General features: G+C 71.4%; 18 protein-coding genes. 9 read left to right on the top strand and 9 right to left on the bottom strand.

Features of this window, described 5'->3' with window-relative positions:
* The 5 genes from ACFVYN_RS10615 to ACFVYN_RS10595 form a co-directional block, all read right to left on the bottom strand.
* Positions 1-1,042, bottom strand: a 1,042-nt coding sequence (locus ACFVYN_RS10615; RefSeq protein ID WP_389995490.1) for a ribulokinase, incomplete at its 3' end; no start/stop codon positions are given.
* 85 nt (positions 1,043-1,127) lie between these two features.
* On the bottom strand, positions 1,128-2,147 hold the full coding sequence (locus ACFVYN_RS10610; RefSeq protein ID WP_389995465.1) for an ABC transporter permease: 1,020 nt from the start codon (positions 2,145-2,147) through the stop codon (positions 1,128-1,130).
* Complete coding sequence (locus ACFVYN_RS10605) at positions 2,144-3,721, bottom strand: sugar ABC transporter ATP-binding protein (RefSeq protein WP_389995463.1); 1,578 nt, start codon at positions 3,719-3,721, stop codon at positions 2,144-2,146. The genes ACFVYN_RS10610 and ACFVYN_RS10605 overlap by 4 nt, the downstream gene beginning before the upstream one ends.
* Before the next feature lie 2 nt (positions 3,722-3,723).
* Positions 3,724-4,866 carry a substrate-binding domain-containing protein gene (locus tag ACFVYN_RS10600; RefSeq protein WP_389995460.1) on the bottom strand — a complete coding sequence of 381 codons (1,143 nt, stop codon included), beginning with the start codon at positions 4,864-4,866 and terminating at the stop codon, positions 3,724-3,726.
* Between the two features lie 403 nt (positions 4,867-5,269).
* Positions 5,270-6,319: a substrate-binding domain-containing protein gene (locus ACFVYN_RS10595; protein WP_389995457.1), complete on the bottom strand. Its 1,050-nt coding sequence runs from the start codon at positions 6,317-6,319 to the stop codon at positions 5,270-5,272.
* A gap of 644 nt (positions 6,320-6,963) precedes the next feature.
* Between ACFVYN_RS10595 and ACFVYN_RS10590 the strand changes: the two genes are divergently transcribed.
* The 4 genes from ACFVYN_RS10590 (at position 6,964) to ACFVYN_RS10575 (ending at position 12,655) form a co-directional block, all read left to right on the top strand.
* The gene (locus ACFVYN_RS10590) at positions 6,964-8,460 is read left to right on the top strand and encodes an arabinofuranosidase catalytic domain-containing protein (protein WP_389995454.1); all 1,497 of its coding nucleotides are present in this window, start codon (positions 6,964-6,966) and stop codon (positions 8,458-8,460) included.
* Positions 8,461-8,570: 110 nt separating this feature from the next.
* Entirely contained in the window at positions 8,571-11,180 is a 2,610-nt protein-coding gene (locus ACFVYN_RS10585) for a LamG-like jellyroll fold domain-containing protein (protein WP_389995451.1), read from the top strand.
* 297 nt (positions 11,181-11,477) lie between these two features.
* Positions 11,478-12,083: a LuxR C-terminal-related transcriptional regulator gene (locus ACFVYN_RS10580; RefSeq protein WP_389995449.1), complete on the top strand. Its 606-nt coding sequence runs from the start codon at positions 11,478-11,480 to the stop codon at positions 12,081-12,083.
* Positions 12,084-12,277: 194 nt separating this feature from the next.
* Positions 12,278-12,655, top strand: a complete 378-nt coding sequence (locus tag ACFVYN_RS10575) for a hypothetical protein (RefSeq protein WP_389995446.1) — start codon at positions 12,278-12,280, stop codon at positions 12,653-12,655.
* Positions 12,656-12,906: 251 nt separating this feature from the next.
* Here the strand turns inward: ACFVYN_RS10575 and ACFVYN_RS10570 are convergent, their stop codons facing one another.
* Entirely contained in the window at positions 12,907-13,584 is a 678-nt protein-coding gene (locus tag ACFVYN_RS10570; RefSeq protein WP_389995444.1) for a uracil-DNA glycosylase, read from the bottom strand.
* A 151-nt stretch (positions 13,585-13,735) separates the two neighbouring features.
* On the opposite strand from ACFVYN_RS10570, the gene ACFVYN_RS10565 reads away from it, so the two are divergent.
* Positions 13,736-14,728 carry an N-acetylglucosamine kinase gene (locus ACFVYN_RS10565; protein ID WP_389995441.1) on the top strand — a complete coding sequence of 331 codons (993 nt, stop codon included), beginning with the start codon at positions 13,736-13,738 and terminating at the stop codon, positions 14,726-14,728.
* 95 nt (positions 14,729-14,823) lie between these two features.
* Positions 14,824-15,747: a sirohydrochlorin chelatase gene (locus ACFVYN_RS10560; RefSeq protein WP_389995439.1), complete on the top strand. Its 924-nt coding sequence runs from the start codon at positions 14,824-14,826 to the stop codon at positions 15,745-15,747.
* Positions 15,748-15,823: 76 nt separating this feature from the next.
* On the opposite strand, the gene ACFVYN_RS10555 is transcribed toward ACFVYN_RS10560, so the two are convergent.
* Both ACFVYN_RS10555 and ACFVYN_RS10550 read right to left on the bottom strand, forming a co-directional pair.
* Complete coding sequence (locus ACFVYN_RS10555) at positions 15,824-16,855, bottom strand: lactonase family protein (protein ID WP_389995436.1); 1,032 nt, start codon at positions 16,853-16,855, stop codon at positions 15,824-15,826.
* Positions 16,856-16,975: 120 nt separating this feature from the next.
* Positions 16,976-18,463, bottom strand: coding sequence for an FUSC family protein (locus ACFVYN_RS10550; protein ID WP_389995488.1), 1,488 nt, complete (start codon positions 18,461-18,463; stop codon positions 16,976-16,978).
* 210 nt (positions 18,464-18,673) lie between these two features.
* Here ACFVYN_RS10550 and ACFVYN_RS10545 point away from each other — a divergent pair, with 210 nt between their 5' ends.
* Positions 18,674-19,165 carry an Lrp/AsnC family transcriptional regulator gene (locus tag ACFVYN_RS10545; protein WP_389995433.1) on the top strand — a complete coding sequence of 164 codons (492 nt, stop codon included), beginning with the start codon at positions 18,674-18,676 and terminating at the stop codon, positions 19,163-19,165.
* A 34-nt stretch (positions 19,166-19,199) separates the two neighbouring features.
* On the opposite strand, the gene ACFVYN_RS10540 is transcribed toward ACFVYN_RS10545, so the two are convergent.
* On the bottom strand, positions 19,200-19,697 hold the full coding sequence (locus tag ACFVYN_RS10540) for an FBP domain-containing protein (RefSeq protein WP_389995430.1): 498 nt from the start codon (positions 19,695-19,697) through the stop codon (positions 19,200-19,202).
* A gap of 70 nt (positions 19,698-19,767) precedes the next feature.
* Here ACFVYN_RS10540 and ACFVYN_RS10535 point away from each other — a divergent pair, with 70 nt between their 5' ends.
* Together ACFVYN_RS10535 and ACFVYN_RS10530 are read left to right on the top strand one after the other, a co-directional pair.
* Entirely contained in the window at positions 19,768-20,337 is a 570-nt protein-coding gene (locus ACFVYN_RS10535; RefSeq protein WP_389995427.1) for a TetR/AcrR family transcriptional regulator, read from the top strand.
* 16 nt (positions 20,338-20,353) lie between these two features.
* Positions 20,354-21,523 (top strand): GDSL-type esterase/lipase family protein, encoded by a 1,170-nt coding sequence (locus ACFVYN_RS10530; protein WP_389995424.1) that lies wholly within the window; start codon positions 20,354-20,356, stop codon positions 21,521-21,523.
* Positions 21,524-21,560 lie beyond the last annotated feature (37 nt).

The following is a 21,560-nucleotide window of genomic DNA, read 5'->3' as shown; positions in this document are numbered from 1 at the left end:
AGCCGAAGATGTCGCCGACCCCGCTCTGCCCGGCCTCGTAGCCCCACAGGCCCGGAAGGATCCCGCCGTCCACGACCCCGCACATGCCCGGCACCGTGCCCTGCTGGTCGGAGCTCATCACATGGCAGGTCGAGGTGCCCATGATGGCGACCATCTGGCCCGGTTCGACGGCCCCGGCCGCGGGCGCGGTGACATGGGCGTCGACGTTGCCGACGCACACCGCGATGCCTTCCGGCAGTCCCGTCCAGGCGGCGGCCTCGGCCGTCAGGTGTCCGGCCTTCGCGCCCAACGCACCGATCGGATGCTCCAGTTTCTCCGTCACGAAGTCGGCGAAGCCGGGGTTGAGCGCTTCCAGGTAGCGCCGGGAGGGATAGGTGCCATCCTGGTACTGGCCCTTGTAGCCGGCGGTGCACGCGTTGCGCACGTACGTCCCGCACAGCCGCCACACGATCCAGTCGGCCGCCTCCACCCAGCGTTCCATGCGGTGGTAGATCTCCGGGTCCTCCTCCAGGACCTGGAGTGCCTTGGCGAATTCCCACTCCGAGGAGATCTTCCCGCCGTACCGCTTGAGCCACGGTTCCTTGCGGTCGGCGGCCAGCGTGGTGATGCGGTCGGCCTGCGCCTGGGCCGCGTGGTGGCGCCACAGCTTGACGTAGGCGTGCGGACGGGCGGTGTACTCGGGCAGCTCGCACAGGGGGGTGCCGTCCGCGAGCGCCGGCAGGACCGTGCAGGCGGTGAAGTCGGTGCCGATGCCGATGACCTGCTCGGGCGCCACGCCGGCTGCCGCCAGGGCCGCCGGCACCGCGTGACGCAGTACGTCGACGTAGTCCGACGGCACCTGGAGGGCCCAGTCGGGGGGCAGCCGGGCGCCGTCCGGCAGCGCGCGGTCCAGGACCGCGTGCGGGTACTCGTGCTGGGCCGTCGCCAACTCCGCGCCGTCCCGCACCCGGACCACCACGGCCCGTCCGGACAGCGTCCCGAAGTCGACTCCTACGACGCAGGGTTCCGGGTTCCCGGTCGGCTCGTCCGCGGCGTTCACCATCGGCTCCTCCACACAGTGATGTTCGACGTATCGGTCGACGTTCGAGAAAATGCGAGCGCCGGGTCGGCCGGGTCGCCCGGTGTCCTCAACTGCGGCTTCTACCGAAGTAGCGGGCGCGCGCCCGGTCGAGCAGGATGGCGACGCCGAGGACCGCTCCCTGGACGACCTGCTGGTCGTAGGGGCTGACCTTGAGGGCGAGCAGGCCGTTGGTGATGAACTCCAGCAGGATCGCGCCCGCCGCGATGCCCGCGATACGGCCCTCACCGCCCGAGAGTGACATCCCGCCGACCACCGCGGCGGCGATCGCGGTCAGTTCCCAGCCGGCGCCGACCGAGGGGTCGGCCACGTTCATACGGCCGATCACCAGGATGCCGACCAGACCGGCGAGGGCCGCGCTGGCGACGTAGGTGGAGGTGATCCGGCGGGCGGTCGGGATGCCGGCCAGCCGGGCGGCCTCCTTGTTGCCGCCGACCGCGTAGATCTGGCGGCCCACGTAGGTGCGCTCCAGCACGAACCAGGCGACGGCTGCCGCGCCGACGAAGAACAGGGCGGGGACCGGTATTTCGCCGAGGTAGTACTGGCTCAGGTTGCTGAACATCGGGTCGAGGTCGTTGATGGGTGAGCCGCTGGTGATCGCGAGTGCCGTGCCCTGCGCCACCGTGTAGGTGACCAGGGTGATCACGAAGGGCGGCACGTTGAGGCGGGTGACCATGACGCCGTGCCAGAGACCGACGGCGGCGGTGATCACCAGCGTGAGCAGGATCGCGAGGGGGGCGGGCAGGCCCTCGTTGACGTTCATCCAGCCGGCCAGGATGCCGGCCAGGCCGGCCAGCGCGCCCACCGACAGGTCGATGCCACCGGTCAGGATGACCAGCGCCTCACCGATGGCGAGGATCCCGACCTGCGAGAGGTCGCGGCCCATCACCTGGAGGTTGCCCACCGCCGTGTACGTCTCCGCGTTGGCGGCGATCGCCACGAACACCACCACACAGGCGATGATCACGCCGGCCTCCGGGGAGGCGGCGAGTCTGCGGGCGAGGGTCGACGCGGCCGAACGGGAGCGCGGCGCGACCTCGTTCGGGGCGAGCGTGCTCTGCGCGCTCATGCTGTAACTCCGTTCGTCACGTGGTGCTCATCGAGCGAGGAGGTGCCGGCCGCGGCCGTCATGATCCGCTCCTTGGTGGCGTCGGCCCGGTCGATGACCGTGACCACCCGCCCGTGGTTCATCACGGCGATGCGGTGGCAGATCCACAGCAGCTCCTCCAGTTCGGAGGAAGCGACCACGATCCCCATGCCCTGCTCCGCCGCCTGGTCGATCAGCTTGTAGATCTCCGCCTTCGCGCCCACGTCCACGCCACGGGTCGGCTCGTCGAGCAGGAGCAGGCGGGGTTCGGCGGCGAACGCCCGGCCGAAGATGGCGCGTTGCTGGTTGCCGCCGGACAGCGAGCCGATCGGCTGCTCCACCGACTGCATCCGCACGTTGACGTTCTCGGTGATCTTCCGTGCCTCGGCGCGTTCCCGGCCCGGTGCGAGCAGGCCCCGGGTACTGATCCGCTTGAGCACCGAGACGACGACGTTCGCCCGGATGGACGCGAACAGGACGAGTGACTGCTCCTTGCGGTCCTCGGGGATCAGCGCGATCCCGGCCGCCACGCCGTCGCCCGCGCCCCGCGGCCGGTAGGGCTCGCCGCCCAGCAGCATCCGGCCGCCGGTCGAGGGCTGTGCCCCGGCGATCGTGTGGACCAGGCGGCTGCGCCCCGAGCCCATCAGCCCGGCCACGCCCAGGATCTCGCCCTCGCGCACGTCCAGGTCGACCGGTCCGAGGCCGTCCGCGGTCAGGCCCTCGGCCTGGAGCAGGACGGGGCTTGTCGCGGGCGGTGCCTTCGGTTCGCCCTGCGCGACCTCGCCGCCGACCATCTCCCGGATCAGCCGTTCCTCGCCGGCCTCGGCGGGTTCGAGGTCGGCGACCAGCCTGCCGTTGCGCAGGACCAGGACCCGGTCGCTGATCTCCCGCACCTCGTCGAGGCGGTGGCCGATGAACAGCACGGTGCCGCCGCGGTCGGCGAGTTGGCGGGCCAGGCCGAGCACCATCCGGGCCTCGACCGGCCCCAGTGAGGAGGTCGGCTCGTCCAGGATGAGCAGCTTGGGTTCGCGGCCCCAGGCCTTGGCGATCTCGATCATCTGGCGGGTCGGCACCGGAAGGGTGCGGACCTCCCGGTTCACCTCGATCGTCCCGTCGGACAGGCCGATCTCCTCGAGCATCGCCTTCGCCTCGGCCCGCTGTGCCGTACGGTCCACCAGCAGCCGTCGCTTCGACTGGCGCGGGCGACGGCCGAGGAGCAGGTTCTCGGCCACCGAGAGCTGTCCGACCAGCGGGAACTCCTGGGAGACCATGGCGATGCCGAGCTGCCCCGCGGCCTCGGTGGACCCGGCGGCGAGCGGCTCCCCGTCGATCAGGATCTCGCCACCGTCCCGGTGCACCGATCCGGCCAGCGTGCCCATGAGCGTGGACTTCCCGGCGCCGTTCTCGCCGACCACGCCGATCACCTGGCCGGCGTAGAGGTCGAGTTCGGGCAGGTCGAGGACGCGCACCGGTCCGTAGGACTTGTGCACCCCCCGCAGCCGCGCGGTGACCGCGCGGTCCGGGGCGTCGTCCGGGACGTTCTTCGTGGCCGTCATGCTCAGCCGATCCCGAGCTGGGACTCGAGGGACTGGTACGCGCTCAGGTCGGACTTGGTGACCAGGCCCACGCCGGAGCTCAGGGTCGAACCGTCCTTCTCCAGGTACGGCTTGACGAGCGCCATCGTCTTGTCCTTGCCCAGCACCTTCTCCGCGGCCAGGATGTACGCCCCGGTGTAGCCCTGCTGGTACGGCATCTGCACGACGGTCCCGGAGATCACGCCGGACTTGATGAACTTCAGCGTCTGGGCGTCGGAGTCGTCGGAGACGATGTGCACGGACGAGGTCTTTCCGGCCGAGGTGACCGCCTGGGCCAGCGCGGGACCGTCGTAGGAGTAGACGCCGTACAGGCCGTTGACGTCCGGGTTGTTCGCGAGGATGGTCTCCGCGTCCGAAGTCGCCGTACTGGCCTGGAGGTTGTCGTTGACCTTCTGGGCGACCGTGATCTTGGTGCCCTTGAGTGCGGCCTCGAAGCCGGCAATGCGCTGGGTGGCGTTGGAGGCGGTGAGGGAGCCGACCAGGATCGCCACCTTGCCCTTGCCGCCGAGCACCTGCTTCATCGCGGTGCCCGCCTGGAAGCCGGCGGTGTAGTTCGGGGTGCCCAGGTACAGCGAGGCGGCGTCGGTGCCCGGCAGCGGGGAGTCGATCGCCAGGACGCCGATGCCCTTCTGGACGTCGGTGTGGATGGTCCCCGCGGCCGAGGTCGGGTCGATCGCCGAGATCGAGTAACCGGTGACGCCCTGCGAACGCAGCGTCTCCAGCTCCGAGTTCTGCTCGGTCAGCTTGCCGCCGGGCGGGGCGAAGTAGGTGCACTTGCTCTTCGCGATCCCGAGGTCGGAGCAGCCCTTGAGGAAGCCGACCTGACCGGCCTTCCAGTAGTCGGCGGCCACGTTCACGACCATCGCGATGTCGACCTTGGACAGGTCCTTGCCGGCCAGCGCGGACTTCAAGGCCGCGTCGAGCTTGGCGAGGTTGGTCTGGTTGAAGGTGACCGAGCCAGCCAGTGTGACCGGGGCGGCGGCCTTGGTACCGGCCGAGCTGGACGCGTCGGAGCCGCCCGCGCTCTTGGAGCAGCCCGCGGCGGCGAGCGAGAGGAGCACGGCGGTCGCGGTGACCAGGGTGCGGGACCTTCTGGTGCGGAGCATGGGAATCAACGTCCTTCTGGGAGGTTCGAGTTGGTGTGTCGGGGAGGGTGGGAACACGGGGAACGCCGGGAAGCACACCTGTTCGCGGGCATGCCGGTGCAGGGGAGGGCGGACACAGGTACGAAGGGGCCGCTGGGAAGCGGTACGTGGTGGAAGGCGTCGGCGTCGCCGGGCGGGGGGGCTCATCGTGGTGAGCGCGGCGAGGGCGCGGGGAGGCCTGACGGTGAGTCAGGGCTGAGGAGGGGCCGACCGCTCGGGACGGTGGGCCCTGGGTGAGCAGTCGTGCCTTGTGGACGTCACGGCCGATCGCTCACGGTCGGCGCGGCGGTGCTCCGTACAGCAGGTGGCTCACAACGGGTGTTGCCGACAGGGATGTCGAGGGGGTGGCGCTAGCGGGAGGCTGTCATGTCGGGCTCTCTGTTCGGGGGCGCGGGCGGGTCGCCGAGGTCCGCACCACAAGGCTGGGCGGGATGACGATGTGGGGTCTGTCGCCGGATGCCGGGATCCCGGCGTCCGGATCGCCGACGAGCTCGATCAGCGCCCGCAGGGCACGGCGGCCGAGTTCGTCGAAGTCCTGGCGGACGGTGGTCAGTGACGGGCCGAAGTACTCGGTCTCCGGCATGTCGTCGAACCCCACGACGCTGATGTCCTCCGGCACCCGGCGTCCTGCCTGCTGCAGGGCCCGCAACAGGCCGAGGGCCAGGTGGTCGTTGGCGCAGAACACGGCGGTGACCTCGGGGTCGGCGGCGATCCGACGGCCGTGCTCGTATCCGGTACGAGCCGTCCAGTCGCCGCCGGCCAGCGGTTCGGGCACGGGAGCCCCCCGCTTCTCCAGAGCGGCACGCCATCCGGCCTCGCGTTCCTGCGCGTCGAGCCAGGAACGTGGCCCCACCAGGTGGTGCACCGTGCGATGGCCGAGGTCCAGCAGGTAGGAGGTGGCCAGTTCGGCACCTGCCTCGTTGTCCACGGCGACCGAGACCAGTGCCGTGTGGGTGCCGCAGCCGACCGCGACCAGGGGCACGTCCGCCGGCACGTTGGCCAGTGCGCCCACCGCGGCGGTCTGCGGCGCGATGACGACGATCCCCGCCACGTTCTGGTCGCGCAGCCGGTCCACGGCGTCCAGCACCGAGTGCCGGTCGAGTGTGCCGACCGCCGCCACGGTGACGAAGTACTCGTGCTCCCTGGCCGCCTGCTCGATGCCGTAGAGCATGCAAGCGGGGCCGTACAGCGTCGTGTTGAAGCTGATCACACCCAGGGTGCGGGTGCGGCGGGTCGCCAGGGTGCGGGCGGCGGCGTTGGGGCGGTAGCCGAGTTCGCGGACGGCGGCGAGCACGCGTTCCCGGGTGCGGGGCCGGACGTTCGGGTGGTCGTTGAGGACCCGGGAGACGGTCTGGTGCGAGACTCCCGCGATCCGGGCCACGTCCGCCATCACCGGTGCGCGATCGCCGTCCATGCTCCGCCTCCTCACGCACCGTCGTGTTGTTGTCGATGGTCTGCTACTCCGGTGGGAGCGGCACGCCGTTGAGCGAATTGTTAGCGCACACATTCCCCGTGGGCAAGGCAGCTCGGGGCCCTCGATCACGGGTTTTCCGGACTTCGACGCGCTGGCAAAGAGCCCTTTGACCTGGTGGTATTAGTCGGCCCAGCGTCCGTTCCGGCATCGCCTCGCGCCCGGGTAAACAGACTGCACAGCTTTTGTTTCCGCACTCTTGACTGTTCGACCGTGTTGACCCCGTATTCATCCGGCCGTAAAAAGACGGTGCCACGAGAGCGGCCGTCCAACTCGCCGACCGCACGAGAACGGCACCCGCACAAGTCACCCACACCGGACCGATCCGCCGCCCTGACCAGCAGTGGCACTCCCCACGGCGCTGCTCGATCTACGGATCGCCCAGTCCGGCTCTCCCCTCCCCTCCGCTCGCCCTCCTGTCCGGCTCGCATGCCTGCCGATCTCCGAGGGCCCGAGATGTTAGCGCCCACATTTCCGCTCTCCCGGAGCACACAGCGCCGGACGAGAAGAACGCACGACGGAAGAGGTTCACCGTGACAGGTCGAACGAGTCGAGTCGGTCGAGTGACAGGCCGAGTGAGAAGTCGAGTGCGAGGCTCGCGCCGCAGAGGGCTCCTGCTGACTCTGGGCGCGATCCTCACGCTCGTCGGGGGCATCCTGGCCGGGGTCGTCGGCACCGCGGCCACAGCAGCGGCCGCCACGTCCCTGCCCTGCGACATCTACGCCTCCGCGGGGACCCCGTGTGCCGCGGCGCACAGCACCACGCGAGCGCTCTACGCCTCCTACGGCGGCTCCCTCTACCAGGTCAAGCGTGCTTCGGACGGCGCGACCACCAACATCGGCCTCCTCAGCGCCGGCGGCTACGCCAACGCGGCGGCCCAGGACTCCTTCTGCTCCGGCACGACCTGCGTCATCACCAAGATCTACGACCAGAGCCCGAACCACAACGACCTGACCATCGAGGGCCCCGGCGGCAACGGCGGCCAGGACGTCGGCGCGATCGCCAACGCCCTGCCGGTCACGGTAGGCGGCCACGCGGCGTACGGCGTCTTCGTGTCCGCCGGCGTCGGCTACCGCGACAACAGCACCACCGGCATCGCCACCGGCAGTTCCCCCGAGGGCGCCTACATGGTGACCAGCGGCCACCACGTGAACAACCGGTGCTGCTTCGACTACGGCAACGCCGAGACGTCCGGCAACGACACCGGCAACGGTCACATGGACGCGATCAACTTCGGTACGGAGTGCTGGTTCTCGTGTTCCGGCGCCGGATCGGGCCCCTGGGTCGAGGCGGACCTGGAGAACGGTCTCTTCTTCGGAGGGAACGGCTCGAATTCCAACAACAAGGGCAACTCCAGTGAGTTCGTCACCGCGCTGGAGAAGAACAACGGCACCACGACCTACGCGATCAAGGGCGGCAACGCACAGTCGGGCTCACTGACCACCTGGTACAACGGCGCGCTTCCCAACCTCGGCGGATACACCCCGATGCACCTGGAGGGCGCCATCGTCCTCGGCACCGGCGGTGACAACAGCAACGGCTCGGACGGCTCGTTCTTCGAGGGTGTCATGACCTCGGGCTACCCGACCGACGCCGCCGACAACGCCGTACAGGCCAACATCACCTCCGTCGGTTACACCACCCCGGCCGCGAACTTCCCGGTCGCCGGCACCGCCTACCGACTGACCAACGCCAACTCCGGCAAGGTCCTGGACGCGGTCAACTGCGGTACCGCCAACGGCACGTCGGTCGACATCTGGGCCTCGCTCGGCAACACCTGCCAGCAGTGGAAGTTCGCCAGTGCGGGCAACGGCCACTACACCATCACCAACGTCAACAGCGGCACGGTCCTGGACGACAAGAACTGCGGACAGAGCAACGGCACCGCCGTCCAGCTGTGGGCCTCGCTCGGCAACACCTGCCAGCAGTGGGACGTCACCAAGGTCGGCAGCCAGTACACGATCACCAACGTCAACACCGGTATGACGCTGGACGTGGCGAACTGCGCGACGACCAACGGCACGGCGGTCCGGCAGTGGCAGCAGCTCGACAACGCCTGCCAGCAGTGGAACATCGCGCCCTGACCTGACGGTCGAGGCCATCGCGGGCCCGTCTGCCCCTCCCCGCCGACGGGCCCGCGCTTCATCGGTTCATCCGGGTTCACCTGGTTACCTCTGACACGAAGGAACTGTGCATGCCCTCAGAAACCGTCGGACCGTCCCGCAGGACCGTCCTGACCGCCCTCGGTGCCGCGTCCCTGGCCGGGACCTTCGCCGGGTCGGTTCCCGCTGTCGCCGCCCCCGCGGCCGTGGCCGCTCCCGTCGACCTCCCCGCCGCGGCCGCGCACTGGACCTTCGACGAGGGCGCCGGTACCTCCGCCGCCGACTCGTCCGGCAACGCGCACACCGCCACGCTCCAGGGGGCGGCAGCCTGGGGTACCGGGAAGGCCGGCGCGCACAGCCTGAGCCTCACGGCCGGCGGCAACGCCGTCGCGTCCGGACCCGCCCTCGACACCTCCAAGGCGTTCTCGGTGGCCGCCTGGGTCAACCTCGCCCAGCTGGGCGGCTACCAGACCGCGGTGAGCATCGACGGCAAGGTCGTCAGCGCCTTCTACCTGGGGCTGCGCGACGACACGGGCACCTTCGCCTTCGCCCGACTGGACTCGGACGCCACCCAGAACGCCGCCGTCGCGGCCGCCGCCTCGGCCCCGGCCACCGGCACCTGGACCCACCTGGTCGGCGTCAGCGACCCCTCGGCCGGTGTCACCCGCCTCTACGTCAACGGCGTACTCGAAGGGGAGACCGCCTACACCGCGGGCTGGGCCGGCACCGGCGACACCGCCATCGGCCGCGCGCTGTACGGCGGCGGGCAGGTCGACCAGTGGCACGGCCTGATCGACGACGTACAGCTGTTTCCGGCCGCCCTCACCTCCGACCAGGTCGCGACCCTGGCCGGAGTCCCGGTGGAGACCACGACACCGCTGCTGAGCGTGGACGTCGCCCACCCCGCGCACGCCGTCTCTCCCATCCTCCCCGGCCTGATGTTCGAGGACATCAACCATTCCGGGGAGGGCGGCATCTACGCCGAACTGGTGCAGAACCGCTCGATGATGGCCAGCGACACCGCGCCCGTGCACTGGTCCGCCGTCGGCGGGACGACCCTCGCGCTGGACACCACCACGCCCCTCAACGAGGTCCTCACCCGCTCCCTCAAGATCGTGCTGCCGAGCGGAACCGGCGCCGGGAACCGGGCCGGGGTGGCCAACGACGGTTTCTGGGGCATACCCGTGCGGCCCCGCACCACCTACACCGCCCGGCTGTTCGCCAAGGCCTCGAGCCGGATCGGTCCGCTCACGGTGGCCATCGAGTCGGCGGACGGCGCGACGGTGTACGCCTCGGCGCGGATCCCGCACATCGGTACGGCCTTCCCCGACCGCCCCTTCGAGGTGACCCTGCGCACCGGTGCGGGCGCCCCGGTCACCGGCGACGCGCGACTGACGGTCACCACCGCCGACCCGGCCGCCGCGGGCGAGACCCTGTGGCTCCAGCACGTCTCCCTCTTCCCGCCCACCTACAACAACCGCCCCAACGGCCTGCGCGTCGACCTGATGGAGAAACTGGTCGCCCTGAAGCCGAAGTTCCTGCGCTTCCCCGGCGGGAACTTCCTGGAGGGCAACACCATCGCGACGCGGTTCAACTGGAAGAACACCATCGGGCCGGTCTGGGAGCGCCCAGGCCACATGGACGACGCGTGGGGCTACTGGTCCACGGACGGGCTCGGACTCCTCGAATACCTGGAGTGGGTCGAGGACCTGCGCGCCCAGCCGGTCCTCGCCGTCTTCGCCGGCTACGCGCTGCAGGGCGAACACGTCACGGGCGACGCGCTCAAGCCGTACATCCAGGACGCCCTCGACGAGATCGAGTACGTCACGGGCCCGGTCACCAGCAAGTGGGGCGCCAGGCGCGCGGCCGACGGCCACCCGAAGCCGTTCCCCCTGGAGTTCGTGGAGATAGGCAACGAGGACTGGTTCGACTCCTCGGGCTCGTACGACTCCCGCTTCGCGGACTTCTACGACGCGATCAAGGCGAAGCACCCACACCTGAAGCTGATAGCCACGACAACGGTGACCAGCCGCACTCCCGACCTCATCGACGAGCACTACTACCTCGCCCCGTCCGCCGCCCAGGCCGCCACCCACAAGTACGACAACAGGGACCGTGACTCGACGAAGGTCTTCGTGGGCGAGTGGGCCGCGCAGGAGGGCCGCCCCACCCCCGACCTCAACGCCGCACTGGGAGACGCCGCCTGGCTGGCCGGCCTGATCCGCAACTCGGACCAGGTCCTCATGGAGTGCTACGCACCGCTGTTCTCCCACGTCAAGAACAACGTCTGGGCGACCAATCTGATCGCCTACGACAACCTCACCAGCTATGTCTCCCCCAGTTACTGGGCGCAGCAGATGCTGACGAGCAAGCTGGGCGACACGGTGCTGCCGGCCACCGCACGCGCCCTGCCCGGGCTCGCCACCGTGGCCACGCGCGCCGGGAACCGGCTCTATGTGGCGGTCGTCAACTGCGGGACGGAGAAGGTGGATGTGCCGGTCGAGCTGAAGGGCCTGGCCAAGGGGGTCAGGAAGAGCGCCACCGCCACCGTCCTGACCGGTCCCTCGCGCACCGCCACCAACACGCTGACCGACCCCGCCGCGCTCGTGCCCAGGACGAGCACCGTCACCGGGGCCGCGGCTGCGTTCACCAGCACCGTGCCGCCGCTGTCCGTCACCGTCCTGGAACTCGTCCTGACCTGACCGGTGGAGCGGAGCCTCTCCGTCGGGGGAGTCCTCGGATGACCCGCGCCGGGCCCCCTGTGCTCTTCGGGAGGGGTCCGGCGCTTCCTCCTGCCCGCGGGCGTCTGTTGCGTTCGGGGCTCCTGCTTGCCACGCCCATGTCAAGAGACGGACCGCTGCCTGCCCACCGTCCGGGTCCCCGACAGTCGCCGCGATCGGGTGGGTGACGCCCTGGACGGGCTAGTTCGGTGCGACGCGGTCCGAGGACAGCGTCGAAGCTTGGGCAGGGGGTTCTCGCGCGCGTCGAAAGAGGTCCCTGTGAGTGCCGATGTAGTGCGTGTCGCGGTCATCGGGGACTGCCCCGTCTTCCGGCGCGGCCTCTCACGCCTGATCCACTCGGTGCCCGACCTCGACCTGGTCGCCGCCGCGGCGTCCGTGGAGCGGGCGGAGAGCGGTCTGCGGCACGCGCACGTGGTCCTGGTGGACCTGGAACAGCCCGCGCCGGCACTCGTCACGGTCGTGGCCCAGCTGGGAACCCGGGGACACGCCGTCATCGTCGTGTCGTCCTCGCCGCAGATCGACGCCGTCCAGGTGATCCAGGCGGGGGCCCGCGGCTATCTCAGCCGACAGACCGAGGAGGACGAGGTGCTCACGGCGATCCGTGCCGTCGGCTCCGGACGCAGCTACGTGTGCCCTCCAGCCAGCCGGCTGCTCCCGCGCTCCCCGCGCCTGACCGACCGGGAGCGCGAGGTCCTCCGGCTTCTCTCCCACGGTGCGACGGACCACGAGATCGCCCGCCGGTTGCGCATCAGCAAGCACACCGTCCAGTCCCATCTGGACCGCATCGGCGAAAAGACGGGGTCCCGGCGCCGTTCCGATCTGACCCGTCTCGCCGTCGAGCAGGGCTTCACCGGCCAGTCGTAGAGCCGCCGTGAGGGGCTCTCGTGGGCAGTCGTGCCCACAGGCGGTGGGCAGACCCCGCCCTTGTTCCGCGCCCGAGGAAGCCGGAGCTTGGAAGACGGTCCCCCGCGCGTCCGTCGGACGGTGAACCGGAATCCGTGGCCCGCACCTTCCGCGGGCAGCCGTTCGCGACGTCTGCCGACTAGCTAGGAGAAGCCATGCGTAATCGTCTTGCCATCTGCGCCGCCGCGATGATTCTGCCGGCGACGGCTGCCGTCTCCCTGGCCGTAGCGACCCAGGCCCAGGCCGACCCGGCGAAAGCCACCGTGGTGGTCAGCGGTTCGGTCGAGGACTGCTCCAACGGGTCCACGGCCGTGAAGGTGACGATCACAACGAGCAAGGAGACCCGTACCGACAAGACCGATGTCGACGACACGGGCGACTACTCGGTGAAGTTCACCAAGATCTCCAAGGCGGGTATGTCCGCCAATGCCACAGTGACCTGCGAGGACGGCACCACCTACAAGGACAGCTTCAAGATCAAGAGGCCTGCCGGTACCAGCACCAGCCAGGGGACCGACATCGAGGCTCCGTAGCACGGCGTCGGGAGGAGCCCGGGCGGACACGTCCGTCACCACACCGCTCGCCCGGAGGGCCGGCATCAGGCCGCGCGCGCTCTTCCTGATGCCGGTCGGCGGAGGCACGATCCGCCGGTTCGGCCACAGGCGCTCGTGGCGGCCTCCCGAGGGCCGCCACGGTGGCCTGCACGGCATGTCCGAGCAGGCCGCACAGCTCGGCGCGGGCCGGAGTCGAGCAGTCCCGCGGACGGCGGTCCGCGGCATGCGTCCTACGGCAGTCGCCACTCCACCGGCTGCGCGCCCTGCCGCATCAGCAGGTCATTGGCCCGGCTGAACGGGCGCGAGCCGAAGAAGCCGCGGTCCGCCGACATCGGCGACGGGTGGGCCGACTCGATCGCCGGGAGGTCGCCGAGAAGGGGGCGGAGGTTGCGGGCGTCACGCCCCCACAGGATCGACACCAGCGGCTTCCCGCGCGCCGCCAACGCCCGGATGGCCTGCTCGGTGACTTCCTCCCAGCCCTGCCCGCGGTGCGCGCCGGGCTTGCGCGGGGCCGTCGTCAGCGCCCTGTTGAGCAGCAGCACACCCTGCTCGGTCCACGGCGTCAGGTCGCCGTTCGACGGCCTGGGCAGCCCGAGGTCGGAGTGCATCTCCCGGAAGATGTTCTCCAGACTCCCCGGCAGGGAGCGCACCTCGGGCGCCACCGCGAAACTGAGCCCGATCGCCATTCCCGGCGTGGGGTAGGGGTCCTGACCGACGATCAGGACGCGGACGTCGTCGAAGGGCTGCTGGAACGCCCTCAGGACGTTCCCCCCGGCCGGCAGATAGGTCCGGCCCGCCGCTATCTCGGCCCGGAGGAAGTCCCCCATGGCCGTGATGCGTTCGGCCACAGGTTCAAGAGCCTTCGCCCAGCCTGCTTCGACAAGTTCGTGCAAGGGTCGTGGTGCCACGGCGCGTCACTCTACTGGCACCCACTGACACCCCGCATGCCCAGGCAAGCCCCCCGCGCGGGCGGTCCCACGGGCGTTACCCTTCCTCCCGGTCGAGACCTTCGAGCCCGTCGGGCAGAGCCCGCGGCCGGTCATCGGGAAGGCGGGGAGCTTGTCACTCAACGGGACCGGTACGGGGGACGGGTTCCTCGCCGTCGACTCCGGCGGCTCCGGCCTGCGGGTCGTCGTCGGCGCCACCGGCCGGGGGACCACGGCCCCGCGGGAGTCGCGGGTGCCGGTCCGGACGGGGCCGCGCGGCATCGACCCGGGCCATCTGATGGAGCAACTGGTGCCCATGGTACGGGCGTTGCTGCCCGAGGCCGGGGTGACAGGGCTGGGTACCGCCGTCGTCGGGGCGGCCGGTCTAGCGAGCCTGGGCGATGCCCTGCGGGCCGAGCTTCCCGCCGCGCTGGAGCGCGAGTTCGGGGTGCGGACCGTGGCGCTCGTCGCGGACGCGGTGACCGCCTACACCGGCGCTCTCGGATCGCGCCCGGGTGCGGTCGTCGCCGCCGGTACCGGTCTCATCGCGATCGGCACCGACCTCAAGTCCTGGCGCCGGGCGGACGGCTGGGGCCATCTGCTGGGCGACTGCGGGAGCGGCGCGTGGATCGGGCGGGCCGGTCTGGAGGCCGCTCTGCGTGCCCACGACGGGCGGCCCGGGGGCTCGGCGGTGCTGCTGGCCCGGGCCGAGGAGTCGTTGGGACCGGTGCGGGAACTGCCCGGCAGGCTCTACCCGCGCCCCGACCGGCCCGCCGTCCTCGCCTCCTTCGCGCCCCAAGTGGCGGCCTGCGCCGACAGCGACCCCGTGGCCGAGCGGATCCTGCGCGAGGCGGCCCGGCACATGGCCGAGTCCGCGGCCGCGGTCTGTCCCACGGAGGGCGAGGCACATGTCAGCCTCACCGGTGGCCTGTTCGGGATGGGTGCCGCCCTCCTCGTACCACTGGAGGAGGAGCTGGAGCGGCGGCTGCCGCACGCACGGAGAGTCCCGGCGGCGGGCGGGCCGTTGGAGGGATCCGTACAGATCGCCACAGAACTGGCGCGGAGTTCGCTCACCCTGCCGGGTGATGAGGCGATGGTGTACGTCGTGACCCCAAAGAGGGGCTGAAGCGGACGTAACTCATCAGACAAAACCGGACGGATACCGCTCACCTGCACCCTCCCCGAACAGGGAAGCCCAGGAAGCCAGTAACATGCGTCGCCATGAGCTCCCCCACTGGGCCCGCGTCCGGCCTGCCCGTACGAATGCCGCGACCTCGCCAGCCCGGGCGGCACCGCCGACCCGAGCCGCTGGCGGCTCCCGAGGGCGCGCCCGCGCTCGTCCTCGCGGTGCCGGGCACGCCAGGCCCGGCCACGCGCAGCCTCGCCGAGGAGGTCGTGAGCATCGCCCGCTCCGAGCTGCCCGGTCTCGACGCGCGGATCGGATACCTGGACGGGGACGACTCGGAGTTCCCCACGCTCCAGGCCGTGCTGGCCCACACCGCCGGTGAGCGCACCGCGCGTTACGAGCAGGCCAAGGCCGCCGGGGTGGACGTCAGGGAGCCCGAGGGCCCCGTCGCCGTCGTCGTGCCGCTGCTCGCCGGTCCGGACAGCTCGCTGCTGCGCCGGATCCGCCAGGCCGTGATGGACAGCCGGATCGCGTCCGACCTCACCGATGTGCTGGGCCCGCACCCGCTGCTCGCCGAGGCGCTGCACGTGCGTCTGTCGGAGGCCGGGCTGGCCCGCGCCGACCGTGCTCGTCTGTTCGCCGTGACGACCGCCGCGGACGGCATCATCCTCGGCGCGGTGGGCGGCGAGGAGGCCGTGCAGGCGGCCGGGATCACCGGCATGCTGCTCGCCGCGCGGCTGGCCGTGCCGGTCATGGCGGCGGCGCTCGACCAGGACGGCTCGATCGCGTCCATCGCCGATCAGCTGCGGTCCTCCGGTTCGCAGCAGCTGGCGCTCGCGCCGTACCTGATAGGTCCGGAGATCGACCCCGCGGTGATCGAGGAGGCCGCCAAGGAGGCCGGCTGTTCCGCCGCCGAGCCGCTCGGCCCCTACCCGGCGATCGGCAAGCTCGTCCTCGCCAAGTACACGACCGCGCTGGGCATCGCCCCGCAGCAGGCACAGGGCGCCCCGGTGCGCTGAGCGCACGCACCACGCCGCGACACCGAAAGGGCCCGCTCCATCCCCGGAGCGGGCCCTTCGGCGTGCCGAGCCCGGATCAGCCGAAGACCACGCAGGACGCGGCCGGTACCTCGATCGAGCCCTCGTACCTGGGCAGGCCGGTCGCCTGATCCACGGCGAACCAGGTCACCTCACCGGAGCGCTCGTTGGCGACGTACAGGAATCCGCCGGACTCCGCGAGGTCGCGGGGCCAGTGGCCGCCACAGATGACCGTGCCGACCAGGCGCAGGTCGTCGCCCTCGACGGCGAACGTGGACAGGACGTCCTCGCCCCGGGTGGCGGTCCACACGAACCGGCCGTCGGGGGACGTGACGACACCTGACGGGTACGCGTCGCCCGATGGGGCGCCCGCCAGCACGTGGGTCTCGCTCAGGGGCTTCAGCAAGCCTTCCTCGGCGTCCCAGCGGCACACGGTGAGGGTCGGGGTGAGCTCGTTGAGGACGTAGGCGCGGGTGCCGTCGGGGTGGAAGGCCAGGTGGCGCGGCCCCGAGCCGGGGCGCAGGGCGATCTCGCGGTGCACGTCGAGCGTTCCGTCCGCCAGGGTGCACACCCGCACGGAGTCCGTGCCGAGGTCGACGCTGACGATCCACCGCCCGCTCGGGTCGGGCTGCACCTGGTGGGCGTGCGGGCCCTGCTGGCGGGGTGTGTGCGGGCCCGAGCCGGTGTGCCGGAGCACGCCGGAGGGGGCGCCCGCGAGGGAGCCGTCGGCGTGCAGCGGCACGGTGGTGACGCTGCCGGAGCCGTAGTTGGCGGTCAGGACGTGTCCGGCGTGCACGGCGAGATGCGTGGGCCCGTTGCCGTCGACCGGCACCGGCGGGCCGGCCGGCTCGGGCCGGTCGCCGGTCACCCGGTACGCGGCCACCGCGCCGTCGGCGGTCTCGCTGACCGCGTACAGCAGGTCCCCGTCGGCCGACAGGGCCAGATACGACGGATCGGGTACGCCGTTCAGGCCGCTCAGCACCTTCAGCGCGCCGGTGTCCGCGGTCACCGCCGCCGTCACGATGCCGGGGCCTCCCGCCGCCGTGAACGACCCGATGTAGGCCCGTCGCCGCCCGCCGCCGTCTGCCACAGTCGTCCCCTCTCGGTCTGTGCCGTTTCGGGGCGACGGTAGCAGTCGATCACCACCGGTCTAGACCAACCTGCGGAAATTCACCGGGCCGTCACGGACATGGCGGGGGCTGCCATGGGTTCAGGCTCCGACCAGCGGCGAGCCGGTCGGCGTCCGCAGGGGCGCCGCCAGCTCCGCGAGCGCCCGTTCCAGTCCGTGCAGATGGGCCAGCGCGGGCTCCTCGGCGGCAGGACGGTCCGCCACCGGGAAGTCCCTCCCCTCCGTGAGCGCCTCCACCGCGGCCTCGACCCGTCGGCACGCGGTGGTGAGCCGGGTGTCGTGCGAGGCCTCGGGGTCGGCGGCTACGGCGACCAGGCCCCGGATTTCCCGGGCGCAGTCGTCGAGGAGGGCGAGGACGCGGCGGGCGCGGCGCTTGCGGGCCGGTGTGGGGTTGAGGGGGTGGACCAGCGGGGCCACCGAGAGGCGGACCCTGCCGAGGAGGTGCTCCAGTTCCGTCACCCGGCCGCCCGGGTCGGCGCCCGGCACTCCCGCGAGCCGGGCCGCGGCCTCGGCGGTGCAGGCGTGGACGCAGCGCAGGGCGCGCTGGATCCAGGCGTCGGTGACGCTGTGGGTGGTGATCGGCAGGACGAACAGCACCGCCAGGACGGCCCCGACCGCCCCCACGCCGGTCTCCGCGAGCCGCAGCGCCAGCAGGCCGGGGTTCAGGACGCCGAGGAGGCCGTAGAGGAGCTCGGCGAGCAGCGTGACCCAGAGCATCATCCAGGTGTACGAGACGGCGGCCGTGTAGAAGATGCCGAAGACGCAGACGGCGACCAGGGCCGCCGTGGGGGTCGGCGCCCCGTGCAGGGGTACGGCCACGAGCAGGCCGAGGCCGATGCCGATCACCGTGCCGAGGACGCGGCGGAAGCCGCGGACCAGGGTCTCGCCGCGCGAGGCGGTGTTCACGAAGATCCACCAGGTGGCACCGACGGCCCAGTACCAGCGCTGCCCGGAGACCAGCTGGCCGACGACGAGGGCGAAGCCGGCGCCGGCCATGGCCTGGACCGCCTGGCGGGTGGTGGCACGGGCGAGGCCGGTGCCGGCGGGCGGGGCGGGTGCGGGGGGCGGGGGCAGTCGGCGCTCGTAGCACCACAGGCCGAAGCGGACCGCGGCGGCGGTGAGCACGGACAGCAGGACGGCGGCGTAGAGCTCGGGCAGCCGGTCGGTCGTCGCGTGCAGGAACTGCGCCACGAAGAAGGTCATGAACGCGAAGACGCCGAGACTGTGCCCGCGCGGGCCCCAGCGGCGGGCGTACACGCCCGCGCCGACCACGGCGAGGAAGGTGAGGTCACGGGCGACGGGGTGGTCGTGGAGCGCGGCCGCGGCGGTGAGGACGGGGAGACCGACGGCCGGCAGCAGGGCGGTGGTGAGCGCCTGCCCCCGGACGGTGGCGTCCGTGACGGTGAACAGGGCGAGCAGCGCGGCGAGGCCGCCGGTGACGGCACCGGCGAGCGAGTGGCCCGCGAGACCGCACACCACGACGGCGAGGCCCACGCCGAGCACCGCCCGCGCGGCGAAGCGCAGCCTGGCCCGGCCCGGGTCCGGCGCCATGAACACCCTCTTCAGCACGTACCGCCCCCTGAAACCCTCGGACACCGGCTGGACACCGGCATGGAAAAGGCGCCGCGGGGTCCGCAGCGCCATCGACGGGCTCATTGCAGCATCCTTGCCGCTGTCGGCTCAAGTGCGGCCGAATATGCTGGGCCATTGGCACACAGGAAGCTGTCCTGGAGCGTCCGTCGGCGGGCCAAAGGACCAGGCACGAGGAGGCCGTACGCCATGGCCGTGGACGAGCTCGACACCCGTATCCTGCGGCTGCTGCTGGAGCGGCCGCGGACGAGTGTGCGGGAGTACGCGCGGATCCTCGGGATCGCCCGGGGCACCCTGCAGGCGCGCCTTGACCGGCTGGAGCGGGACGGGGTGATCACCGGGACCGGGCCCTCGCTGTCGCCCGCCGCGCTCGGTCATCCGGTGCTGGCGTTCGTGCACATCGAGGTGACCCAGGGGCGGCTCGACGACGTGGGGGACGCGCTGGCGGCCGTGCCGGAGATCGTCGAGGCGTTCTCGATCGCGGGCGGCGGGGATCTGCTGACGCGGGTCGTGGCGCGGGACAACGCGCATCTGGAGGACGTGATCCAGAAGGTGATCAGCCTGCCGGGAGTGGTGCGGACGCGTACCGAGGTGGCGCTGCGGGAGCGGGTCGCCCACCGGCTGCTGCCGCTGGTGGAGTCGGTCGGGCGTGCCGTCCGGAACTCGACGTACAGCTCCTGAGCTCCCCGAGTGAACTGCACCAGGGCACGCGGCCTCACCCGGCGCCCGTCACCTTGGCGACGAAGGCGGCGAGGTTCGTCACCGTCCGCCGGATCTTCTCGTCCAGGGTGAGCGTCTCGTGCAGTCGCGCGCCGGCGCCCACGGCCCTCTTCCCGCGTACATAGAGCGAACAGGCCAGGTCGTCGCATATGTACGCCCCGACCGAGTTGCCCTGCTGCCCGGCCCTGCCCGCTTTCGGGGCGACCATCAGGGAGACGCCGCCGGAGTGGGTGATGAGGCACATCGAGCACATGCTGCGCCGCGCCTGCCGGGAACCGGCGGTCGAGCCGCGCAGCGTGAGGGCCGTCGGGCGGCCGTCGAGAACGGTCACCAGATACGCCCGGTCGGGGGCCTGCGGATCGCGCCAGCCGAGGTAGTCCAGGTCCTCCCACGGCCGGTCGGGCAGGTCGCGCGGCACGGACAGCCGCTTCGCCTCGCCCTTCGTGCAGTTCACGAAGGCGGCGCGGATCTCTTTCTCGGTCAACGGTTCCATAATCCCACGCTAGTTTGCCTAAAAGCTTTAGGCAAATGCATAATCGACTCCGGCAAACGAGAGGACGGCCATGGCACGTGTAGGGCTGACCACCGAACGGCTGGTCCGGGCAGGCGCGGAGCTGGCCGACGAGGTGGGCTTCGAGCAGGTGACCGTCTCGGAGCTGGCCCGGCGGTTCGACGTCAAGGTCGCGAGCCTGTACTCGCACGTGAAGAACTCGCAGGACCTCAAGACCCGGATAGCCCTGTTCGCCCTGGAGGAGCTCGCCGACCTCTCCGCCGACGCGGTGGCCGGACGGGCCGGCAAGGACGCCCTGACCGCCTTCGCGAACGTCTACCGCGACTACGCCCACGCCCACCCGGGCCGTGCCGCGGCGGCCCGGGTGAGGCTCGACCCCGAGACCGCGGCCGCGAGCGCGGGTGTACGGCACGCGCAGATGATGCGCGCCATCCTGCGCGGCTACGACCTGCCCGAACCCGAACAGACCCACGCCGTACGGCTGTTGGGCAGCACCTTCCACGGCTACGCGAGCCTGGAGGGGGCAGGCGGGTTCAGCCACAGTTCCCCCGACTCGGAGGAGTCCTGGACGCGGATCCTGGACGCCCTCGACACGCTGTTGCGCAACTGGCCCGCCCCTTGATCGACAGGCTGAGGACATGCCCGACTGGATCACCACCAAAGTCACCGCCGAGCTGCTGCGCGGCGCCCTCGATGTGGAGCACACCGAGCACGGGGTGCTGCCGCACCGGCTGCCGGCCCGGGCCCGCGCCCAGAACACCGACGACCAGCTGGCCATGGCCGAGTCCCAGCCCGCCGGCGTACGACTGGCCTTCCGCACCCGGGCCACCGCGGTGGAGCTGGACACCCTGCCGACCAAGCGGACCTATGTCGGTGCGCCGCCCCGGCCCGACGGGGTGTACGACCTGGTCGTCGACGGCCGGGCGGCCGGTCGGGGCAGTGTCCTCGGCGGCAATGTCATCACCGTCGACATGACCGCGGGAACGTCCGAGGTCCGGTCGGGATCCCCCGGCACCGTCCGTTTCGACGGGCTGTCGGGCGAGGTCAAGGACGTCGAGATATGGCTGCCGCCCAACGAGACCACCGAGCTGATCGCCCTGCGCACCGACGCACCCGTCGAGCCCGCGCCCCGGGGTGAGCGCCGGGTGTGGCTGCACCACGGCAGCTCCATCAGCCACGGCTCCGACGCGGCGAGCCCCACCGGCATCTGGCCCGCGGTCGCCGCGACACTGGGCGGCGTGGAGCTGATCAACCTGGGCCTGGCCGGGAGCGCGCTCCTCGACCCGTTCACCGCGCGGGCCGTACGGGACACGCCGGCCGACCTGATCAGCGTCAAGATCGGCATCAACATCGTCAACCACGACGTGATGCGGCTGCGCGCCTTCGGTCCCGCGGTCCACGGCTTCCTCGACACGATCCGGGAGGGCCACCCGGACACGCCCCTGCTGGTCGTCTCGCCCATCCTGTGCCCGATCCACGAGGACACACCGGGTCCCTGCTTCCCGGACGTCAGCGAACTCGGCGAGGGCCGGCTGCGGTTCAGGACGCTGGGCGACCCGGCGGAACGCGCGAGCGGGAAGCTGACCCTCCGGGTGATCCGCGAGGAGCTGGCCCGCATCGTGAAGCAGCGCGCCGCCGAGGACCCGCACCTGCACTACCTCGACGGGCGCGAGCTGTACGGCGAGGACGACTCGGCCGAGCTGCCGCTCCCGGACGACCTGCACCCGGACGCGGCGACGCACCGGCTGATGGGAGAACGGTTCGCGGGGCTGGCCTTCGCGCCCGACGGGGCGTTCAGCACGGACTGAGCCACGTTCGCCGGATGCCGTTGGGCGGACGGGGCGG

The organism is Streptomyces sp. NPDC058307 (genome assembly GCF_042880295.1).
In the GTDB taxonomy this organism is placed as follows: domain Bacteria; phylum Actinomycetota; class Actinomycetes; order Streptomycetales; family Streptomycetaceae; genus Streptomyces.
This window is presented reverse-complemented; position numbering and strand designations above follow the sequence as displayed.